The organism is Holdemanella sp. (genome assembly GCF_056804935.1).
Genome location: NZ_DBMEXE010000009.1, coordinates 1 through 19140 on the forward strand (window position 1 = coordinate 1; position 19140 = coordinate 19140).

Annotated in this window: 15 protein-coding genes; all 15 read left to right on the plus strand. The window is 36.4% G+C overall.

The window, feature by feature from the left end; all coding sequences use genetic code 11:
- Nucleotides 1-286 precede the first annotated feature (286 nt).
- Entirely contained in the window at nucleotides 287-1981 is a 1695-nt protein-coding gene (locus tag ACZQCL_RS01015) for a TniQ family protein (protein ID WP_482481580.1), read from the plus strand.
- A 487-nt stretch (nucleotides 1982-2468) separates the two neighbouring features.
- Nucleotides 2469-3344, plus strand: coding sequence for an Rpn family recombination-promoting nuclease/putative transposase (locus ACZQCL_RS01020; RefSeq protein ID WP_482481582.1), 876 nt, complete (start codon nucleotides 2469-2471; stop codon nucleotides 3342-3344).
- A 198-nt stretch (nucleotides 3345-3542) separates the two neighbouring features.
- Complete coding sequence (locus ACZQCL_RS01025) at nucleotides 3543-3737, plus strand: hypothetical protein (RefSeq protein WP_176926303.1); 195 nt, start codon at nucleotides 3543-3545, stop codon at nucleotides 3735-3737.
- Nucleotides 3738-3870: 133 nt separating this feature from the next.
- Nucleotides 3871-4245: a hypothetical protein gene (locus tag ACZQCL_RS01030; protein WP_217798638.1), complete on the plus strand. Its 375-nt coding sequence runs from the start codon at nucleotides 3871-3873 to the stop codon at nucleotides 4243-4245.
- Entirely contained in the window at nucleotides 4242-5171 is a 930-nt protein-coding gene (locus ACZQCL_RS01035; protein ID WP_482481585.1) for a HipA domain-containing protein, read from the plus strand. Before ACZQCL_RS01030 ends, ACZQCL_RS01035 begins: the two co-directional genes overlap by 4 nt.
- 275 nt (nucleotides 5172-5446) lie before the next feature.
- A complete protein-coding gene (locus tag ACZQCL_RS01040; RefSeq protein ID WP_482481586.1) occupies nucleotides 5447-6574 on the plus strand; it encodes a pyruvate formate lyase family protein in 1128 nt (375 codons plus the stop codon).
- A 404-nt stretch (nucleotides 6575-6978) separates the two neighbouring features.
- Nucleotides 6979-8637 carry an ABC transporter substrate-binding protein gene (locus tag ACZQCL_RS01045; RefSeq protein ID WP_482481588.1) on the plus strand — a complete coding sequence of 553 codons (1659 nt, stop codon included), beginning with the start codon at nucleotides 6979-6981 and terminating at the stop codon, nucleotides 8635-8637.
- 73 nt (nucleotides 8638-8710) lie between these two features.
- A complete protein-coding gene (locus ACZQCL_RS01050) occupies nucleotides 8711-9088 on the plus strand; it encodes an MATE family efflux transporter (RefSeq protein WP_482481590.1) in 378 nt (125 codons plus the stop codon).
- 178 nt (nucleotides 9089-9266) lie between these two features.
- Nucleotides 9267-9755: a 5-(carboxyamino)imidazole ribonucleotide mutase gene (gene purE / locus ACZQCL_RS01055; RefSeq protein WP_003865622.1), complete on the plus strand. Its 489-nt coding sequence runs from the start codon at nucleotides 9267-9269 to the stop codon at nucleotides 9753-9755.
- 10 nt (nucleotides 9756-9765) lie between these two features.
- A complete protein-coding gene (locus tag ACZQCL_RS01060; protein ID WP_482481592.1) occupies nucleotides 9766-13467 on the plus strand; it encodes a phosphoribosylformylglycinamidine synthase in 3702 nt (1233 codons plus the stop codon).
- Nucleotide 13468: 1 nt separating this feature from the next.
- Entirely contained in the window at nucleotides 13469-14848 is a 1380-nt protein-coding gene (purF, locus tag ACZQCL_RS01065; protein ID WP_227994144.1) for an amidophosphoribosyltransferase, read from the plus strand.
- Between the two features lie 3 nt (nucleotides 14849-14851).
- The gene (gene purM / locus ACZQCL_RS01070; protein WP_337619598.1) at nucleotides 14852-15883 is read left to right on the plus strand and encodes a phosphoribosylformylglycinamidine cyclo-ligase; all 1032 of its coding nucleotides are present in this window, start codon (nucleotides 14852-14854) and stop codon (nucleotides 15881-15883) included.
- Complete coding sequence (gene purN, locus ACZQCL_RS01075) at nucleotides 15877-16458, plus strand: phosphoribosylglycinamide formyltransferase (RefSeq protein WP_117926476.1); 582 nt, start codon at nucleotides 15877-15879, stop codon at nucleotides 16456-16458. The genes purM and purN overlap by 7 nt, the downstream gene beginning before the upstream one ends.
- On the plus strand, nucleotides 16458-17990 hold the full coding sequence (gene purH, locus ACZQCL_RS01080; protein WP_302130026.1) for a bifunctional phosphoribosylaminoimidazolecarboxamide formyltransferase/IMP cyclohydrolase: 1533 nt from the start codon (nucleotides 16458-16460) through the stop codon (nucleotides 17988-17990). Before purN ends, purH begins: the two co-directional genes overlap by 1 nt.
- 51 nt (nucleotides 17991-18041) lie before the next feature.
- Nucleotides 18042-18944, plus strand: coding sequence for a serine hydrolase (locus ACZQCL_RS01085; protein WP_482481595.1), 903 nt, complete (start codon nucleotides 18042-18044; stop codon nucleotides 18942-18944).
- Nucleotides 18945-19140: the final 196 nt, after the last annotated feature.

A 19140-nucleotide genomic window follows, 5' to 3' on the forward strand; every position in this document is an offset into this window, starting at 1 on the left:
ACAGTGGGGAGCCGTATGCGGGAAAACTGCACGTACGGTTCTTAGAGGAGTTTATCTCCAACTGTTTAATTATTAGTGAAGGAGAAAAATTTACTTATGAGATTACCAAAGAGCATCCGAATAAGAATCTATGATGCTGTGAAGGCAGGCGTTGATGAGAAAGGCTGCTGGACCGCTTCCGAAGATGGATTCGAGGGCAGGACAATTACCAGGGAAGAAAGAAATATCCTGCAGGATCTGGTGAATCATGGGTATGTAAAGAGATGAAAGAAAGGGGTGTATACGATTGAACAAATACAGGTTTCCAATATGGTTCCGGATATATCCGGATGAGAACATTGTGTCATGGCTGGAAGCTTTGTTTTCAGTTAACGGAATGTCAAAAAAGGCTTTCTCTGTTACTTTAGAGGGAAGTACGGAATTGTTAGAGCTTGAGAATATCTGTAGAAAATATGAAGGTGATAAGTTTCCGACGCTGGAAGAGATTATGTCGAGGCACTCAGAATTCAGCACGATGATGCCGTTTCGTAATGAAAGCATGAATGTTCTTGTGGCAGAGCAGGTCATCCGGCAGGCGGAAGATTTTCATATGATTCCAGGCAATAAAAAGAATCATTGCAAAGTACTGAGGTGCTGTCCGGAATGCCTGGCTGAAGACATGGCAAATGGGGGACGTCCCTATATCAGAGCGTGGCATTCGCTCCATGGTGTAACAGCCTGTGCAAAGCATGGCTGCAGGTTACAGATTTACTCAATCTATGACAGCGATAAACCGGTTGTTCCAGCAGATGAAGAAAGCCTCCGGTATGCGAAATTCCTCTACCAGGTTTATCTGCATCAGCCAAAAGTCACGTTAGATGATATAAAAGACCTGCTTGCCGGTACGAAGACCGGACGATTGATACTGGACAGGCTGACAATTAACTGCATTATCAAAGCTTTCTGTGAAAAGTATGAGCCTGACGAGTTCATAGAGCAGATCAAAGGAAGAGAAAAAGAAGGATGTCAGATTGCAAGCAATACATGTCCGCACTGCGGGACGATTTACCATTCCTTCGGCCTGGCCAGGTCTTATGGATATGAATGTCCGATATGCGAGAGGAAATATGATGGCCTGGAGCTGCTGCAGAAAAGAATAGATCTTTCCTGGAACGGAGAATACGAGGTGACTGGATACGAGGATGAAGCTCATGTCAGAATCCGTCACAGACCATGCGGAAGGGAATATATACTGCCGCTGAATGCTCGTGGTCTTACAAAAAGACAGTTATGTGACAAGTGCAATTATAAGTATCGGGACAGAATCGGCAGGAAAGCCACAATGAATAGTGGTGAAACATGCAGGATTATTGCTTATCGGTCTTCGATGGATTTAGATGTAGAGTTTGAGGATGGAGCTGTTGCCAAACACACGACTTATACGAATTTTAAGTTAGGAATGATCGGCCGTCCCGATGACACACCTGAAGAACAGGCAAAGCGCAGACTTGGAGAAAAGAGAACCATGAACTGCGGGCTTGAAGCTGAGATTATTCGGTATGGAGCTTATGCCGATATTGATGTTAGGTTTGAAGATGGCTATATTGCCAGGCATGCAGCATATAAAGAATTTTTAAACGGGTCCATCAGGCCTCCGATTGATCGTGTCGGAGAAACAGGTATTATGAACAATGGGCTCAAAGCTACAATTATTGCATATCGAAAACATATAGATATGGATGTTCTTTTTGAGGACGGTTCGGTTGCGGAGCATATTGATTACAAAAATTTTACGGAAGGGCGTGTTGCAAGGCCGCAGGACTCCAGAAGAAATAGAGGGAAGTTCCGTATCGGCGAAAAGAGAATTATGAAATGCGGACTTGAAGCAGAGATTATTTCGTATCGTAAAAGCGATGATATGGATGTGCGATTTCCTGATGGTGTGATTGTAAAGAATGTACAGTATACGAATTTCAAACGAGGGATGGTAGGGCATCCGTAAGACGAAGACACTGGCAAAAAGCTGGTGTCTTTTTTTGCTGTATGGAAGAAATAAGTATTTGGGATATTCTGACATATATAAAAAGTAAGAACAAATATAAAAAAGTGAGGGGCAACTTATGGTAGCAAATTATCGACAAAGCCATGGAATAGCATTTAGTTAAAAGTGGAAGGTTCTGCTGTTCATCGAGCCTTTTTTCTACGATGGAGATTATCTAACATATTATAAATGAAACATAGAAAAATTGGAGTCAGAAAAAGGAGGAAACAACTATGATTACAACATAACAACAAAAACGCTGGAAGGATTCTAATATTCTGTCAATCGTGAACTGGTTGACGATACAAATAATGTTTTGTATGATAAGGATAAGAGGAATAAATATAAATCCAGCAGAATAGGGGAATCCCTGAAACTTTAGATCAGGGATGCTTATGAGCTTTCCCTGATCGTTTTTTGCATCAGATTAGGGAAAGGATAACAATCTATGGGACAAAAAGACATAACAGAAAAATTATTGGAAGACTACAATGACGTCTTCGCAGACATTGTCAATGTTCTTTTATTTCGCGGAAATCGGATCGTGAAAGAAGAATCATTGAAAGAAACAAAAGTAAAATCACAGTATAAGGCCGAAGCTGGAAAACTGCATGAACAGGAAAGGGATGTGGCTAAATATTGGCAGGATGGTAACGTTCTTGTTGCAATCTGCGGACTGGAAAACCAGACTGCAGAAGAGAAATATATGCCATTAAGAGTTTTTAGCTACGATGGAGCTTCTTACCGACGGCAGCTGTTGTCGGAAAATGATGAGAATCCCATTGTTCCGGTCGTGTCACTGGTACTTCACTTTGGGATGAAAGAATGGTCATCACCTCATAATCTGAAAGGGGTTATTGATATTCCAAAGGAACTGGAGCCATATGTAAATGACTACAAGGCAAATATCTTTAACATTGCTTTTTTAGATGATGAAACGGTGCAGATGTTCCAAAGTGATTTTCGAATAGTTGCAGATTTCTTTGTTCAGAAAAGGAAAAACAAAGACTATGTGCCGGATGAGCACAAAATAAAGCATGTAGACGAAATGTTGAAACTTCTGCAGGTGCTGACCGGAGACGACAGGTATAATGTAAAATTTTCTGAAACAGAAAAGAAGGAGGACATTAAGATGTGTGATGTAATGGAAAGAGCGGTAAATAAGGGCAAAGAGGAAGTTCGTGAAGAAGAAAGAATCAATTCAATAAAGGTTTTAATATCTTCGCTTGAAGAGTTCGGCATTTCAAGTGAAGCTATTATTGAAAAAGTTATGGAAAAATTCAATTTTTCTCGTGACGAAGCAACAAAGTATGTGAATAAGTAAACGCTTTTAAAGAGGAAGGTCTGCCGGTTTGGCGGGCCTTTTTCTACGTCGCAGATTTTCTGGCACATTATAGATGTAACAATACAAGAATGGAACAGGAAAAGGAGAAGACGTATATCAAACTCGATATGGAATCTTACGGCTATATTAACCGGTGAACCAAGTCTTTACGGAAAAAAAGAAGGAGGTAGGACGATTGTGTGTAACGCATTGAATGAAATGAAGCAAAAAAGTATGATAGAAGGTCGTGCAGAAGGCGGTAATCTTATGATATACAGTTTAGTTCAAGATTTGCTTTTAACTCCTGAAGTTGGTTCTAAGCGCCTTGGAATTACTGTGGAAGAGCTGAAAAATCGAATGATTTTGTGCGGTTACAACTTCCCGGAAAAATAACGCAATAAGAAAAACCAACGTAACAATGTTAAAGTGGAAGGTCTGCCGTTTAGCAGGCCTTTTTTCTATTTGATAATATTCGGGATACTGTCGTTAAAACAAAACAAAGTTTACGAAAGGATGAAAAAGTGATATGATAGATACAAGAGGAATTGCGAAACAAAAACTTGAGACAGTAGGCACATTAAAACAGATTAATGAGTGGTCTGAAGCTATTTTATTAAGCAAAGACAATACGTTGATACATAATAGGTTTAGAAACTCAACATCGGAAAAACGAGGAGGAACGAATATGTATTTAGATAACAATATTGTAATTGACTTCCGTTTACCGTTATCATTACAAAACGATATCAAAGAGCTTGACAAAGATTTTTCCAGTGGAAATGATCTCCATTTTGCATTGGTATTGGAAATATTCGAGGCAACTGCTAAGCAAAGTTATATTAACGGCAATATAACAGATGAACAGCTTAATCTTCTGTTTAGGAGGTATGGATTGCGATGAAATTGTATAACTTCAATGGATATGAACAAAATTTCAAAACATATGGTGGAACCGCAGGCGTAAAGATAGGAATTACGATTAAAGGCGTTGACTATATGCTGAAATATCCAGGTAAACTAAAAGATGCACATATGAAAAATGTCGAAATAAGCTATTCGAATAGCCCTGTATGTGAACACCTTGGATGCGAAATATTTAAAAGCATTGGAATCGATACACAAAAAACATACCTTGGAGTAAGGAATGATAAGATTGTAGTTGCCTGCCGCGATTTCCTTAAACCAGGAGAGATATTTGTTCCGTTTAAAGATATAAAGGCAACCTTTGAGCCAGCTTTTACAGATCCTCGGGGAGATATTACCAATGGGACTGGAACAAATCTTGACGAAATTATTCGAACTATGAATGAACATCCATTGCTAAGACAGTTCCCGGATATTAAAAAGCGATTTTGGGATATGTTTATTGTGGATTCTTTAATCGGAAACCCTGATCGTAATAATGAAAATTGGGGGCTTATTCGTTCTACAGAAAACTCATTTCGCATTGCACCGGTATTTGATTGTGGAAATTGTTTTAATGGAAAATTATCTGAGAGACAAATGAGAGAATTTCTTTCTGGTAATATGCAGGAAATTTCACTTATGCGTCCTTGCATTTATGAAAGGGCACCAGGGAAGAGAATCAATGCACATCAGTATATCTCATCACACATAAACAAAGACTGTGATAAAGCCGTAAATAGAATTGTTCCACGCATTGATCTTAATGAAATTTCTGGAATTATTAACGACACGCCAGGAATTGGAGACGTAGAGAAAGAATTCTATGAAAGGCTTATTCAAATAAGATACGAAGAAAATCTTTTCCCTGCATTGCAATATCTACGGAAACGGGAATTGGAATTTGATATGGAAGAAAGATAGATAAAAGAATTGTAACAATTTACGAAAACAATGTAAAAGTGAAAGGCTTGCTATTTTGGCAGGCTTTTTATTTCTCCAACACCCTTTGAAAAACAAAACAGTCTTCAGGAAAGGAAATTTGCTGCCGGAGGATAAAATCCTACTAATTCGGGAAAATGTAAAATCGGGGGCATATTTAAAATAAATGTTTATTTCCATACCGGATTTAAGTAAAGGGAAGAGATTAATGGGAAAATTAAAACGATTTTATGCGGTTTTCGAGCATCTAAACGGAAGTGATTAAGGGGAAAAATGCAGTAGAAACAGCAGTTCCAGGTAAATGGGGTTACCGTTGTACGGGAATGTCTTATATCAATTTTCCAAGAATGCTTTTGTGTACGATGAATAACGGTGTGGATCTTACAAGTAATAAACGTTTTACAAAAGGATATGGCTATTTTACGGAAATGGAAAGTTATGAAGAACTTTTAAAAGCATGGGATAAAACAATAAGGGAAATTACTCGATATAGTGTTATTGTAGAAAATGTAATTGATAAGGCCTCTGAAAGAGATGTGCCAGACATTCTTTGTTCGGCTTTGACAGATGATTGTATTGCCAGAGGCAAAACAATCAAAGAAGGTGGAGCGGTCTATGATTTTATTTCAGGACTTCAAGTAGGAATTGCGAACATGGCAGATTGTTTGGCAGCTATAAAGAAGTTAGTGTATGAAGAAAAGAAAATCACAAAACAAGAGCTTTGGGATGCAATCTTAGATGATTTTTCATCACCTGAAAACAAAAAAATTCAGGAAATGTTGATTCGTGAAGCTCCAAAATATGGAAATGATGATGATTATGTCGATCAGTTAATTGTGGAAGCTTATGATTCTTATATTGAAGAAATCGAAAAATATCCAAATACACGTTATAATAGAGGACCAATTGGCGGAATTCGTTACGCAGGAACTTCTTCAATTAGTGCGAATGTTGGACAAGGTATGTCAACGATGGCTACGCCAGATGGACGAAATGCATTCGAACCTTTGGCAGAAGGTTGCAGTCCAGCGCATAATAGCGATAAAAATGGACCTACAGCTGTGTTTAAAAGTGTGTCTAAGCTTCGTACAAATAAAATTACGGGTGGCGTTCTGCTAAATCAAAAAATGACACCTCAAATGTTGTCGACTGAAGAAAATCGACAAAAATTAGAATTGCTGATTAAAACTTTCTTTAATCGTTTACATGGATATCACGTGCAATATAACATTGTTTCTAAAGAAACTTTGATTGATGCACAGAAGCACCCTGAAAAACATAAGGATTTAATTGTTCGTGTAGCCGGATATAGTGCTTTCTTTAATGTGCTTTCTAAAAAGACGCAAGACGATATTATTGGTAGAACAGAACAATCTTTAATGTAAGAAAATGTAAATAATTTGAAAAAGCTATTGAAAATATGCTTTATCAGGTGTATTCTATAGGCAACTGATGCGAAAGAGATCAAACTAAGAACCGGATATAAAGAGATTCTAGTCAGGGTGGAAGCTAGATTATTACGACTTAGCAAATGGACTTTCAAGGGCAAGGTGAAAAGTGTTTCTGAGTAGCTGCGACGTGTTCCGTGCGTTAAATGGATCGAATGTGATGGCATTCTAGAGGTGGGTATAACTATACCAATTCAGGTGGTACCGCAGATTATTTTGATATTCTGTCCTGTGTCAAATTTTTAATTTGATGCAGGATTTTTTATTTATAAGGAGAGTGATGAAAAGTGTTAGCTGACTGGTGGTGGTACAAAGAATAAATAATTAGGAGGTAAAAGAGAATGTATAAAAAATTATTAGCATGTGGAATGGCTTTATTGATGTGTGGATGTAGCGCAAAAGCTGCAGGTAATGATCAAGTGTTGACAGTTGGGCTGAGTTCAGAAATGAACGGAACTTTTTCGCCCATGTATTACCAAACGACAAATGATCATTATGTGGTGGATTTAGTGTATCAAGGGTTGTTGAAATACAACAAAAAAGGAGAGTTAGTTGCAGATTTGGCTAAGTCCTTACCTGAAATCAGTGAAGATGGAAAAACAATGACATTTAAATTAAAGAAAGGTATCCAGTTTAGTGATGGATCCAAGTTTACTTCAAAAGATGTGCAGACAACATTTACTGTTATGGCCGATTCAAGCTATACAGGTCGTTTTGCGAACAACGTTGATTTTTTAGATGGTTATAGTGAATATCATGATGCAGATGCATCTAGCTTTACTGGGGTTGAAACACCAGATAACTATACAGTTGTTTTCCATTTGGATAAGCCTAGAATTGATGCGGTTTCTACACTTGGAACACAGAAGATTTGTAGTTCAGAATATTTAAATTATAAAAAAGGAAAAACAGAAAGTATTGAAAAGAAGAATAGTAAGCCAATTGGAACGGGTGCTTATGTATTAAAGAAGTTTGAGAAGACAAGTGGGGTTAGTTTAGTTTCAAATTCAAAGTTTAAGGCGAAAAAAGGACAGTATCAAATTTCTAAGATTATGATTAAAAAGACTGATACTTCAACGGAAGTCAAAGAATTGGAAAATGGAACGGTGGACTATATTCCGGATGTGATTGAGGCAAATAAAATTAAATCTGTACAAAAGAATAAGAGTTTGTCTGTTGATTCTTATCCGAGTGATCGTGAAAGTTTTATTATCTTTAACTCTTATGCGGGAGCTTGTAGTGATGTTGTGGTAAGAAAAGCCATCGGATATGGATTTAATGCGCAAGAATATATTGATAATTACTATCAAATTGATGGTATGGCTTATAAGCCTGGTACTTTTGGAAATCCTGTTTCTTTAAATAATGGAAAAATGATTCGTAATGAAGAAAAAGTGGATGGTGTCACTTATTATGATTATGATGTTGAAAAGGCCAATCAAATCTTAGAGGATGCAGGATATACATTGGCAGATGATGGATATCGTTATAAAGATGGTGAAAAATTAACCATTCGTTTCTTGGCAAATAAGGATAAGGATTCTTTGGATTCTTTAATTCCGGTTTTACAGAAGTGTTTAAATGCGATTGGTATTGATTTTAAAGCCAATACAGTTGAATTTAATACAGTCATCAATACTGTGCAGGATGATGCTCAAACAGATAGTTGGGATGCAACATATCTAGGTTTCTCTTATGGCTCACCAGACGATACAGGCATTAACTTTATCTTAAGAACGGGAGCCACAAATAACTTTGGTCGTTTGAGTGATGAACAACTAGACGCTTATCTAGATGCCGGTATGTATACTTCCGATAATGAAGTGTCTAAAGAGAATTATCATAATGCTTTAGTTCGCCAAAGTGAACTATGTGGTTATTTGCCTGTGGATTCAACTAAAACATATTGTTTAAGAAATAAGAATATCAAAGGAATGCATACAACATCTATTTATAATTGGGCTCAATCTATAGCGACAGCTTATATTGTAAATAAATAACATATGATGTATCCTAATGGATATTAGGGCAAAATATAGTCCTGTACTAACTTAATGTTGGTGCAGGCTTTTCTTGTATGGGGAGGGTTTTTATTTCTTAGGTGGTTTCTCTTTATTTTTATTTATATCTTTCTTTAACCAAAATCCAGATGTAATTGCGATTGGAGTAGATCGTGCTAAAATTTGTGCCTTCTTCTATGTTCTTTTAGGCTTTTCACATGTGGCTTCTAGCCTTTTAAGAGGATTGGGACGTCCTGTGATGCCAATGGTGGTCATGCTTGTATGTTGGTGTGCTGTTCGTGTGGTTGTTTTAATGACGATAGGACAGAGCGTACACAGCTTGTATTTAACGCATTGGTTGTATCCGATTACTTGGGGATTGAGTTCAATTGTTTATGTATTTGATTTAAGAAAATATAAATTGTTAACACCTAGAGTACAACTTTCATGAAATATAGGTTGTCATTTGAGTTGATTTTAGGTATTATAATGTTGCAGAAGTGTTTTTCTGATTTTGGAGGTCTTACTTATGGTCTTAAGAAGATTTACCACAATTGATAGAGAAGAATTGCTTTTTTAAGCGTGCCTACTATAGGTGCGCTTTTTTTGTTTTGAAAGGAAGGTCATTTATGGAAACAAAGCGTGTTTTAATTGTGATGGGGTCTCGTTCAGACTTACCTAGTATGGAAGGCTGCATGAAACAATTAGACGACTTTCAAGTTGGCTATGAAGTTCGTGTGTTAAGTGCTCACCGTACGCCGGAAGCAGTTTTGGAATTGTCAAAGACAGCGTGTGAACGTGGAATTCAGGTTATTATTGCGGCAGCTGGAGGAGCAGCACATTTAGCTGGAGTTTTAGCTAGCTCTACACCGTTGCCAGTTATTGGAATCCCTATTCAGACATCTGCTTTAGGTGGATTGGATTCATTATTATCAACAGTACAAATGCCTCAAGGAGTTCCTGTTGCGACTGTCGCAATTGGTAAATCGGGGGCAAGAAATGCAGCTATCTTAGCTTGTCAGATGATTGGACTTAATGATAAGTCATTACAGGATAAGATTGTTGAATTTAAAAAAGAACAAGCACAAAAAGTATTAGAACAGTCAATTGTTGAATAAGGAGAAGGAAATGGATACTCGTATTTTTGTTCATAAAAAAGAACAGTTTCAAGTTGAAAGTGAATCGTTAGCGGCTGAATTAAGACAATCTTTATCTTTAAAAGAAGATTTTGGTCTTACAAAATACAATTTATATGATATTTTTGATGCCGACGAAAATGATATTGAATTATTAAAGAAAAATGTTTGTAGCGAAGTTGTTACAGATGATGTATATGATTCTGTAGATTTAACAGGTAAATCATATTTGGCATATGAATTTTTGCCTGGTCAATATGATCAAAGAGCAGACAGTGCAATGCAATGTTTGATGCTTTTAAACAACAAACAAACAGTACGTATTCATTCAGGTACTTTATTAGTGTTCGCAAACCCAGTAGATGAAGAAACACTTAATAAAATCACACATTATATTGTTAACCCTGTTGAAGCACGTGTTAAAGACCTTTCTGTATTAGTGGATGATCAGGACGTTGAAGTAAAAGATGTTCCTGTATTAGAAGGATTTACAAAAATGAGTAAAGAAGAATTAGATTCTTTACGTCAGACTTTAGGGTTGGCCATGTCTCAAGCGGACATTGAGCATGTTCAACGTTACTTCGAAAAAGAAGAAAAAAGAGATTGCACAATGACTGAACTACGTGTGTTAGATACATATTGGTCAGATCACTGTCGTCATACTACTTTTGAAACTGTATTAGATGATGTATGTTTCCATTTGGATACATTATCAGGTGAGTTACAGGCTTCTTATGATAAATATTTAAAATTACGTCAGGAAGTTCATGGAAATCGTAAAGAAAAAACATTGATGGACATGGCTACTATCGCCGGCAAGTATCTTCGTAAACAAGGTAAACTTGATGATATGGAGATTACCGATGAAATCAATGCGTGCAGTGTAGAAATTACAGTGGATGTAGATGGAAAAGATGAACAATGGTTGTTGATGTTTAAAAATGAAACACATAACCACCCAACAGAAATTGAACCATTTGGTGGAGCAAGTACATGTATTGGTGGAGCTATTCGTGATCCATTATCAGGACGTAGCTATGTATATCAAGCTATGCGTATTACAGGGGCTGGAGATATCACAAAACCAATTAGTGAAACATTAGAACACAAATTACCTCAATCTAAGATTTCAAAAACCGCTGCTCAAGGTTATTCAAGTTATGGTAACCAAATTGGTTTGGCAACTACATTCGTAGATGAAATTTATGATGATGGCTATGTTGCGAAACGTATGGAAGTTGGTGCTGTTGTAGGTGCGGCTCCTAAATCACATGTTAAACGTGAAAAACCAGAAGCTGGCGATATTATCGTTATGATTGGTGGAGCTACTGGTCGTGATGGAATCGGTGGAGCTACAGGTTCTAGTAAAGAACATAATGAAACAAGTTTGGAAAAATGTTCAAGTGAAGTTCAAAAGGGAAATGCCTTGATTGAACGTAAATTACAGCGTTTATTTAGAAATCCTACTTGTACAAAATTAATTAAAAAGGCGAATGACTTTGGAGCAGGTGGAGTTAGTGTTGCCGTAGGTGAACTTGCAGATGGTTTGAATATCAACTTAGATGCAGTTCCAGTTAAATATCAAGGTTTAGATGGTACAGAATTAGCTATTAGTGAATCACAAGAGCGTATGGCTGTATGTATCGAGGCTAAGGATTTTGAAAAATTCAAAGAAGAAGCATATAAAGAAAACTTAGAGGCTATCAAAGTTGCAGATGTAACAGATACAAATCGTTTAGTCATGAAATGGCGTGGGGAAACAATTGTTGATATGTCTCGTGCATTCTTGGATACGAACGGTGTTCGCCAGCACCAGATTGTTGATGTTTGCGAAAATGAATATGATGAACATCCATTTGATGCAGTAAACTCAGATTTAAATACAGTATTACAAGATGCGAATGTCGCAAGTCAAATTGGTTTGGCAGAAATGTTTGATGCTTCTATCGGTAAGAGTACAGTGTTGATGCCTTTTGGAGGTAAATATCAATTAACTCCTGAAGAAGGTTCTGTACAAAAATTACCAGTGCATGGAATGACAAACACATGTTCGGTTATGACATATGGATATGATCCAAAAGTATCTAAATATTCTCCATATTTAGGTGCTAGCTATTCAGTTGTTGAAGCATTAGCTCGTATTACAGCATTGGGTGCTGACTATAAGAAGTGTCGTTTATCAAATCAGGAATATTTTGAACATTTAGGTGCCGATGCACAAAAATGGGGACAACCATTTGAAGCTTTATTAGGTTTGATTGATGCTCAATTGGCATTTGAAACACCAAGTATTGGTGGAAAAGACTCTATGAGTGGAACGTATAAAGATATTCATGTACCACCAACAGTGATTACATTTGCGGTAACAACAGCTAAAACAGATGATATTGTTTCGGCTTCATTTAAAAATCCTGGAGACTATGTATATTTAGTAAAGCATACGCCAGTTAAAAATAATGTTCCAAACTATGAACAATTAAAAGAAAATTTTGAAACGGTTCATAAATTAATGCAAGAAAAGAAAATTGTTGCGGCAAGCACAATTAAATTTGGTGGTCTAGGTGCAACTATTGCGAAAATGGCATTTGGATCTAAAGTTGGTGTTGCGATCAGCACAGAAGAAGATGTATATGGATTCAATTTGGGTTCAATGATCGTGGAAGCTACAGAAAGCATTCAAGATGAACATTTAGAATTGATTGGTATTTTAAATGATGATTCTAAGATTGTATTAAATGATGAAACCGTTGAAATTGAAGATGCATTAAAGGCTTGGACAAAGCGTTATAGTGAAATTTATCCAATGATCGTGGATGAAGGAAAAGATACTTTAGAAACTCCATTAAATGATGCAGAAGTACCAATGTCTAAGGAAGTTGTGGAAAAACCAAAAGTAATTATTCCTATTTTCCCTGGACAAAACTGTGAATTTGATACAACAGCTAAGTTTGAACGTGCTGGTGCTGAAGTTAAACAAGTTGTATTTAATAACTTAACTGTAGAAAACATTCAAAAGAGTATCGAAACTTTAGCCAAAGAAATTAGTACAGCACAAATCTTAATGATTGTTGGTGGATTTAGTAGTGGTGATGAACCAGATGGTTCAGGTAAATTTATTGCGAACGTATTAAGAAATCCAAAGATTGCACAAGCAATTGATACAATGCGTGCAAATGATGGTTTGATCTTAGGTATCTGTAATGGATTCCAGGCATTGATCAAATCTGGATTATTGCCTTATGGTGATATTGAAAAATTGGATGCGGAAAATCCAACATTATTTAGAAATAATATCAATCGTCACGTTTCTCATATTGCACGTACTCGTATTACAAGTAATGCTTCTCCTTGGCTTGCAGGTATGAAAGCTGGAAGTGTATATTCAGTTGCTGTTAGTCATGGTGAAGGTAAATTTGTTGCGAGTGAAGAAGTATTGAATAAGTTGATTGAAAATGGTCAGGTTGCAACACAGTATGTAAATGAAAAGGGTGTTCCAACAATGGATGGAAAAGACAACTTAAATGGTTCAAGCATGGCTATCGAAGGTATCTTCTCTGAAGATGGTAAGATCTTTGGTAAGATGGGTCACAGTGAGCGTTATGAAAAAGGCTTGTTCCAGAATATTGCTGGAAATAAAGACCAAGATATTTTCGCAAATGGTGTTCGTTATTTTACACACAAGCAGGTGAAGTAGAATGACGTTGAAAAAAGTAGTTCAAGATTCTTCTGGGATTGTTGGCTTGTTCAATGTAGAACAAGCCGCCCAGAATATCTATTTAGCAATGCATGCCATTCAGCATCGAGGACAAGATGGTGTTGGATTAGCAATTAGTGATGGAGAAAATGTTGTTTGTAAAAAGGGATTAGGCTTATTGTCGGAGAATTTAAAACAAGATACGTTAAATTCTTTAGAGGGGAATATTGCGATTGGTCAGCTTCGAATGGCAACAAAAAATGATTCTCAATTAGAAAATGTTCAGCCGATTATGGTGCGTAGTCACCAAAGATATTTTGCGGTTGTATCAAGTGGGATGATCACGAATGCGATTTCTTTAAGAACGAAATTAGAAAATGAAGGATTGATCTTTCAAGGAACAAGTGATTCAGAATTATTAGCACATTTGATTCAGTTGAATCCAGGTTCTTTTGAAGAAAAAATTGCGAAAGCTTGTCGTATGATGAGTGGGGCCTATACATTTATGGTCATCACAAAAGACAGTTTGTACGTAGTAAGAGATCCTCATGGTATTCGCTCTTTATATATTGCCAAGGTAGATGAAGGATATTGTATCAGTAGCGAAACTTGTTCGTTCCCAATTCTTGGTGGAGAATTTATTCGTGAAGTAAATCCAGGTGAATTGATTTGTTTCAATTGCGAAGGTATGAAGTCTAGTCAGATTATTGAAGAAACAGAAACGAAGGCTTGTGCTTTAGAGTATGTATATTATTCTAGACCGGACAGTGTTCATAATGGTTTAACGGTTCATGAAGTAAGAAAACAATGTGGTTATTATTTAGCTAAAGAAGAGAATATTGAAGCGGATATCGTTGTTGGTGTTCCTGATTCAGCTTTAAGTGCAGCGGCAAGTTTTGCCAGAACATTGAATGTACCATATGAAACAGGATTGATTAAAAACCGTTATATTGGTTCTACATTTATTCGTCCGACAGAACAACAAAGAATGCAAGGTATGCGTGTTCGTTTAAATGCGATCAGTTCGGTTGTTAAAGATAAAAGAGTTTATTTAGTAGATGATAGTGTTGTGAAAGGTTTTACATCACGTCGAATTTGTCAATTATTAAAAGAGGCAGGCGCAAAAGAAGTGCACTTACGTATAGCTTCGCCAATGTTGAAATATCCTTGTTTATACGGAGCGGATTCAACGGCACAAAAAGATTTGGCGGCATTTAACTATACAGTAGATGAAATGGAACAATTGTTCCAGGTGGATTCATTGCGTTTCTTAAGTGTTGAAGACTTTAAAAAGTGTGTGCCTGAAACAAGCTGTTTAGCTTGTTGTACAGGTGAATATCCAGAAGATTTACAAGATTATAAAGATGAGGTAAAGGAGTAGAGTATGGCAGAACATTATGCAGCAGCAGGCGTTAGTTTAGAGGCAGGATATAAATCTGTTGAATTGATTAAGGAGCATGTTAAGAAAACAATGCGTCCAGAAGTGTTAGGAGGACTTGGCGGTTTCTCTGGTGCTTTCTCATTATCTAAAATTAAAGATATGGAAGAGCCTGTATTACTTTCTGGTACAGATGGTTGTGGTACAAAAGTTAAACTTGCGATGGTTATGAATAAGCATGACACAATTGGAATTGATGCCGTTGCGATGTGTGTGAATGATATCGCATGTGCAGGTGGAGAACCACTATTCTTCTTAGATTACATCGCATGTGGAAAGAATGTTCCGGAAAAAATTGCGGACATTGTGAAGGGTGTGTCTGAGGGTTGTTTACAATCTGAAGCTGCTTTGATTGGTGGAGAAACGGCAGAACATCCAGGTTTAATGCCAGAAGAAGATTATGATTTAGCAGGTTTTGCCGTTGGCGTATGCGATAAAAAAGATATGATTACTGGTAAGGATCTAAATGTAGGAGATGTGTTAATTGGGCTTCCTTCAACAGGTGTTCACAGTAATGGTTTCTCATTGGTTCGTAATGTATTTGATATTACAGAAGAATCATTAAATACATATTATGATGAATTAGGTAAAACTTTAGGAGAGGCATTATTGGCTCCTACAAAAATTTATGTAAAAGCATTAAAGCATATTAAAGCATCGGGTATTACATTAAAAGCTTGCAGCCACATCACAGGTGGTGGATTCTATGAAAACGTACCTCGTATGTTAAAAGAGGGTATGGGTGTTGAAATTGATACAAAGGCATTCCCAAAACCTCCAATTTTTGATTTGATTCAAAAAAATGGAGATATTTCTACGAAAGAAATGTACAACGTATTTAATATGGGACTTGGCTTTGTGATGGCTGTGGATCCATCAGATGTTGAAAAAGTTCAAGCTGCCTTAAATGAAATCAATGAACCTAGCTATGTGGTTGGTAAAGTAACTGAAACAGGACAGGTAGATGTCCAATGGTAAATATTGCGGTATTTGCGAGTGGTTCAGGTACTAACTTTGAAACAATCTTGTCACATATTGAAGATGGTTCTTTGCATGTGAATTGTGCATGCTTGATTGCGGATAAAGAAAATGCGTATGCTAGAGTTCGTGCGCATAATCATGGAGTAGAAGAGTTTTATTTTAATCCAAAGGGATATGATGGTAAAGCGGGTTATGAAGCGGCAATCTTAGAGGTATTAAAAGAAAAAAAGGTTGATTTGATTGTGTTAAGTGGATATATGCGTTTTATTGGACATACTTTATTAAGTGCTTATCCAAATCGTATCATCAATTTACATCCGGCTTATTTACCTGAATTTCCAGGAGCTCATAGTATTGCAGATGCGTATGAGGCAAAAGTAGCACAAACTGGAGTTACAGTTCATTTCGTAGACGAAGGTGTAGATACAGGTCCTATTATTCGTCAAGAAAGAGTAGCAATCGACCCATCTTGGGATCTTGAAACATTAGAATCGCATGTACATGCGATGGAATATGATTTGTTCTGGCAAGTCATTGAACAAGTCGCAAAAAGTATAGAGGAGGAAAAATAATGAAGCGAGCATTAGTAAGTGTATCCGATAAAACTGGTTTAGTTGAATTTGTACAAGGATTAGTAGATTGTGGATATGAAATCATTTCTACTGGAGGAACAAAAAAAGCCCTTGAGGCAGCTGGAATTCATCCAATTGGAATCAGTGATGTGACTGGTTTTCCAGAAATTATGGATGGTCGTGTGAAAACTTTACATCCAAAAGTTCATGGTGCATTACTTTGTGTTCGTTCAAACCCAGATCATGTACGTCAATTACAAGAATTAGGAATTGAGTATATTGATTTGGTTTGTGTGAATCTATATCCTTTTAAAGAAACTGTATTAAAACCAGGTGTAACACACGAAGAAATTATTGAAAATATTGATATTGGTGGTCCTAGTATGCTTCGTAGTGCTTCTAAAAACTATCAAAGTATTCCAGTTCTTTGTGATCCAAAAGATTATGATAAAGTTCTTGAAGAAATTAGAGAAAACCAAGAAACAACATTGGAAACGCGTGAGCGTTTAGCTGCAAAAGTATTCCGTCATACAGCTCGCTATGATGCGATGATCGCAGATTATTTAACGAAGAAAACACATGAAGAATTCCCAGAAAGTATGACAATTACTTTTGATAAGGTTCAAGACTTGCGTTATGGTGAAAATCCTCATCAAAAGGCTGCTTTCTATAAAGGAATGAATCCTCAATATTCTTTGGCAAATGCGACTCAGCTTCATGGTAAAGAATTGTCTTACAACAATATTCAGGATGGAAATGCGGCTATTGAAATCTTAAAAGATTTTGAAGGTCAATATGCAGCTGTAGGTGTTAAACACATGAATCCATGTGGAGTTGGTATTGGTGAAAATATTGAAGCGGCTTGGGATAAAGCTTATGAGGCTGACTCAATTTCGATTTTTGGTGGTATTGTAGCGTTGAACGCAAAGGTTGAAAAGGGATTGGCAGAAAAATTATCTAAGATTTTCTTGGAAATCATTATTGCGCCAGACTTCTCTGACGAAGCGTTGGAAATCTTAACTCGTAAGAAAAATATTCGATTAATGAAATTAGATACTAGCTTATCTGTTTCAAGTGCGTTAAAATATACAAATGTTAATGATGGTCTATTGGTTCAAGAGATGGATCAGCATACAATTAACGAAGAAGATTTAAAATGTGTGACAAATCGTAAGCCTACGGAAGAAGAAATCAAGCAATTGTTGTTTGGTTGGAAAGTTGTTAAGCATGTAAAATCAAATGCGATTGTCTTGGTAAAAGATGATATGACAGTTGGTGTTGGTGCAGGACAAATGAACCGTGTTGGTGCAGCTAAGATTGCGATTGAACAGGCTGGTGAAAAGGCAAAAGGTTCTGTATTGGCAAGTGACGCTTTCTTCCCAATGCCAGATACAGTTCAAGAAGCTATCAAAGCGGGTGTGACTGCAATTATTCAGCCAGGTGGATCTATTAAGGATCAACTTTCAATTGATGAATGTAATGAACATGGCATCGCAATGGTATTTACAGGGGTTCGTCATTTTAAACATTAATATATAAAAGAGTCTGTATAGACTCTTTTTCATAGTTTGGAAGGGTCTATCATGGATAAGAAAAACAAAATTATTATTATTTCTCTATTATCTGCATTATTAATTGTACTATGTGTATTTGCGGTTGAAATGAAGAACACTGAGAAAAAGGCATATCAGGGGATATCTGAAATCGGAGAAGATCAAAATACGGAAGTTGAAAATCAAGATAATAGTCAATTTATTGATATGTCTTTGGCAAAAGATATAGAAGCGTATTTTCAAGAGAATGGTATTGATCATGAAAAAGTAGCATACTGTATCACAGATTTAGAACATAACATTAAATATAGTATGAATGAGAAGGATGAGTTTATTGCAGCGAGTATTTATAAATTACCATTGGCAATGCTATATTATGATAAAGTAAATGAGGGTGAGTATACATTAGATTCAACGTTTACATATAGTGGATATATGCATGAGGATGCAGGGGTTATTAGTTCGGATTATGGTATCGGTAGTCAGGTTCCTTTAAGTGATCTTTTAAATGATTTAATAATATATTCTGATAATGATGCGGGTCATATTTTATATGAAAATCTTGGTGGCTGGAAAGAATATAAGGAAGCAATGACAAAATATACAGATTCTATCAGTGAGAATTATTATACAATGGATAATGTTACAACGGCTAATACAATGAATGATGTGGTGACTTATTTATATGATTATAAAGAAGACTATAAAGGTTTGATTAAAAATATGGAAGAGGCAGAACCAGGTGAATATCTAGATAGGGATACACAATTGAGTATGCCTCAAAAGTATGGTATGTATGATTCTGCTTTAAATAGTGTTGGTTTTGTAGAATGTAACACATCATATAGTATAGTTGTTTTAACGAGTTTAGGGGATAAAGGTGCCGATGTTATGGCAAATATCAATCGTATTGCTTATGAGCATTTTAAATAGAGTTGAAAAGCTCTATTTTTTTCGTTTTCTTGTTGTAAGCGTATACAGTAAAAAAGATGAAAAAAATAAAAAAAACATTTGACGAAGTGGGAAGTATTTGGTAATATAGATGAGCACTGCTGAGGTGCAGATGATCTTTGAAAACTGAACAGGAAATAAAAATACAAACTAAAACGTCAATTTCGAAACAAACAAT

Coding starts and splice junctions, on each gene's coding strand:
- ACZQCL_RS01020 (WP_482481582.1), top strand. CDS start 2,469: ATGGGACAAAAAGACATAACAGAAAAATTATTGGAAGACTACAATGAC.
- ACZQCL_RS01030 (WP_217798638.1), top strand. CDS start 3,871: ATGATAGATACAAGAGGAATTGCGAAACAAAAACTTGAGACAGTAGGC.
- ACZQCL_RS01035 (WP_482481585.1), top strand. CDS start 4,242: ATGAAATTGTATAACTTCAATGGATATGAACAAAATTTCAAAACATAT.
- ACZQCL_RS01045 (WP_482481588.1), top strand. CDS start 6,979: ATGTATAAAAAATTATTAGCATGTGGAATGGCTTTATTGATGTGTGGA.
- purE (WP_003865622.1), top strand. CDS start 9,267: ATGGAAACAAAGCGTGTTTTAATTGTGATGGGGTCTCGTTCAGACTTA.
- ACZQCL_RS01060 (WP_482481592.1), top strand. CDS start 9,766: ATGGATACTCGTATTTTTGTTCATAAAAAAGAACAGTTTCAAGTTGAA.
- purF (WP_227994144.1), top strand. CDS start 13,469: ATGACGTTGAAAAAAGTAGTTCAAGATTCTTCTGGGATTGTTGGCTTG.
- purM (WP_337619598.1), top strand. CDS start 14,852: ATGGCAGAACATTATGCAGCAGCAGGCGTTAGTTTAGAGGCAGGATAT.
- purN (WP_117926476.1), top strand. CDS start 15,877: ATGGTAAATATTGCGGTATTTGCGAGTGGTTCAGGTACTAACTTTGAA.
- purH (WP_302130026.1), top strand. CDS start 16,458: ATGAAGCGAGCATTAGTAAGTGTATCCGATAAAACTGGTTTAGTTGAA.
- ACZQCL_RS01085 (WP_482481595.1), top strand. CDS start 18,042: ATGGATAAGAAAAACAAAATTATTATTATTTCTCTATTATCTGCATTA.